General features: G+C 67.7%; 2 protein-coding genes and 1 tRNA gene. All 3 read left to right on the top strand.

The window, feature by feature from the left end; genetic code table 11:
• The first annotated feature begins 19 nt into the window (after positions 1–19).
• The 3 genes from dnaG (at position 20) to RWR81_RS13285 (ending at position 2,814) form a co-directional block, all read left to right on the top strand.
• Positions 20–2,035, top strand: coding sequence for a DNA primase (gene dnaG, locus RWR81_RS13275; RefSeq protein WP_314458184.1), 2,016 nt, complete (start codon positions 20–22; stop codon positions 2,033–2,035).
• A 113-nt stretch (positions 2,036–2,148) separates the two neighbouring features.
• Positions 2,149–2,652 (top strand): hypothetical protein, encoded by a 504-nt coding sequence (locus RWR81_RS13280; RefSeq protein WP_399498460.1) that lies wholly within the window; start codon positions 2,149–2,151, stop codon positions 2,650–2,652.
• A 90-nt stretch (positions 2,653–2,742) separates the two neighbouring features.
• Positions 2,743–2,814 (top strand) — tRNA-Asn (locus RWR81_RS13285).
• Positions 2,815–2,978 lie beyond the last annotated feature (164 nt).

Here is a 2,978-nt window from a genome sequence, read left to right on the forward strand (position 1 = left end):
CCTCGCCTACGATGGCCCTGTGGCGGGACTGATCAGGCGCGAGGACATCGAGGCGGTGCGTGAGCGCGCCCGGATCGAGGATATCGTCGGTGAGCATGTCACCCTCAAGAGCGCCGGGGTCGGCTCGCTCAAGGGGCTGTGTCCCTTCCACGACGAACGCACCCCCTCCTTCCACGTTCGCCCCCAGCTCGGCTACTGGCACTGCTTCGGCTGTGGTGAGGGCGGTGACGTCATTACTTTCATCGAGAAGATCAACCACCTCGGTTTCGCCGAAGCGGTCGAGTACCTCGCGGACCGCACCGGGGTCCAGCTGCGCTACGAGGAGGGCGGCGCGGTGCGGCGCGGGGTGGAGCCGGGCACGCGTCAGCGCCTCATGGACGCCAACCGCCTGGCCGAGGCCTGGTTCCGCGAGCAGCTCGCCACCCCGGAGGCCCAGCCGGGTCGGGACTTCCTCACGGCTCGGGGTTTCGACCGCCATGCCGCCGCGCACTTCGGCGTGGGCTATGCGCCGGCCGGATGGGATCATCTTGCCCGATACCTGCGCAGCGCCGGGTACACCGAGGCCGAGCTCGTCGATTCCGGTCTGTGCGGCCGAGGTGGGCAGGATGGGCGCCGCGTCTACGACCGGTTCCGGGGCCGCCTCATCTGGCCCATCCGGGACGTCACCGGAGCCACTGTCGGCTTCGGGGCGCGCAAGCTCTCGGAGGACGATCAGGGCCCCAAGTACCTCAACACCCCCGAGACCCCCGTCTTCCACAAGAGCCAGGTCCTCTACGGGCTGGACCTGGCCAAGCGGGAGGTCGCCCGCTCGCACCGGATCGTCGTCGTCGAGGGCTACACCGATGTCATGGCCGCTCACCTGTCCGGCGTGACCACGGCCGTGGCCACGTGCGGAACCGCCTTCGGTGCGGACCATGTGCGGGTGGTGCGCCGCCTCCTAGGTGATATCGACGACCCCGCGGCGGGCGTCGTCACCGGGCAGGGGCGCGAGGCCCGAGGGGGCGAGGTCATCTTCACCTTCGACGGAGACGCAGCCGGCCAGAAGGCCGCGCTGCGCGCCTATGCCGAGGACCAGCGCTTCGCCACCCAGACCTTCGTGGCCGTTGACCCCGGCGGCCTGGACCCCTGCGACCTGCGCATGAAGGAAGGGGACCCGGGCATCCCACGCCTGCTGTCCCGGCGGGTGCCGCTGTTCGAGTTCGTCATCCGCACCTCTCTGTCCCACCTGGACCTGGACACCTCCGAAGGGCGGGTCCGGGGGCTGCGCTCGGCGGCACCGGTTGTCGCAGGCATCCGGGACCGGGCGCTCAAGCGCGAGTACATCCGGCGGCTCGCCGGATGGCTGGGACTGCCCGATGCCGAAGTCCAGGCCGCAGTGCAGGCCGCTGGGAGACGAGGGACGCAGCCCAACGCGGTGCGGGGCGGCCAGTGGCCCGCCGATGAGACCGCCGGCCCCGACGCCGCGACTCCGGTACGGGGGCTACCGCCTGTGACCGACCCCGTCGAGCAGCTCGAGCGCGAGGCCCTGGCAGTCATCATCCAGTTCCCGGCAGCCGCCCACCAAGCCGGCGCCGACGAGCTCGGGGCCGACTCCTTCGGCCAGCTCACTCACCGTGCTGTCTACGAGGCCGTAGCCGCCGCCGGAGGCACCAGGGAGGTGCCTGGCCTTGTGCAGCAGGCGGTGGCCGCCGGGATGGGCGAGCAGGAGGCGCAGCGACGAGCCACGCAACGCTGGCTCCAGCAGGTGCGCGACGGTGCCATTGGCCTGGTCGAGGCCGCCATCGCCGAGCTCGCCGTGGCTCCACTACCGCTGCCTACCATTCGGGGACGGGGCATGGAGGTCGACGCCGCGGGGCTGGACCGCTACACCAAGGGTGTGCTCAGCTCCCTGGCCGTTATGGGTATCAACCGTCAGCTGGTCGAGATGCGCTCGCGGCACCGGCGGATGTCCCCCCATGACGAGGGCTACCGCGAGCTGTTCGCCCATATCGCTGCGCTCGAGCAGCGCCGTATGCGCCTCCGGCAGGGAGCCTGAGGCCTGCCGGTGGTCCATTCCAGGTGGGTGGGGCGGGTAGCCTGACGCACATGCTGAACCTGCGACGTCGTCAAGGCTCGTCCACCAGATCCGCTAGAACGTTGCCCCTTGAAATGCGTGAACAGCTGCATCAGCCCGTTCTTGGCGCCGTTCCTCTGGACGAGGACGGCTCCGCATGGGCGGCAGCGACCGCCGATACCCTCGTTGTCTTCAGTGGGAGCAGCAGGCCCACGCACCATGCCTGGGATGAGGTGGAGCATGGGACATGGGACGCGGACAAGCGGGCCTTCACCCTGAGATGGACGGACTGGGATCGTGATGATCTCGTCCTCAAGATTCCGGCAGGAATCCGCGACGGGGACACCTACGCTTCTACTGATGTCGCCGCCTTCGCCAAAGCCTTGCGCCAGCGTGTGGAGGCTGCCATCGTCCACAGCGCCGTGGTAACGCTTCCCAGCGGTGTGACGGCCACGGCCAGTGTTCGTCGTGGTAGCGATGGGGACTTGTACTCCGTGACTCGACCGATGATGTCCCAGGCTGCGGATAAAGACGATGGTGAGGCGCTCCAGGCACTGGAAAACCGTGTCCGAGAGGGTGTGGGGCTTCCCACACGGTAAGGTATCCCAGGATTTGCAGCGTTTTTGGCGATTCGTCGGATTCGACGTCGCCTCAGGATGTTGCTAAAGTTCACTGCGCGTCAAACGCATTCCTGCGTAGCTCAATGGCAGAGCATCCGACTGTTAATCGGACGGTTGCTGGTTCGAGTCCAGCCGCAGGAGCAACCAGGGGAGTTCCCAGCCGGTAAGGTTGGGAGCTTCTTTTATGTGTGCTTCCTTGTGACCTGACTCTGAGGGTTATCGGCGTGAACGTGGTGCTTTAGGCGTGGGGGGGTTATCGGCGTGAACGTGGTGCTTTAGGCGGCGTGTCGTGGGGTTAGTGGGTG

The organism is uncultured Actinomyces sp., assembly GCF_963526355.1.
Classification (GTDB): domain Bacteria; phylum Actinomycetota; class Actinomycetes; order Actinomycetales; family Actinomycetaceae; genus Actinomyces.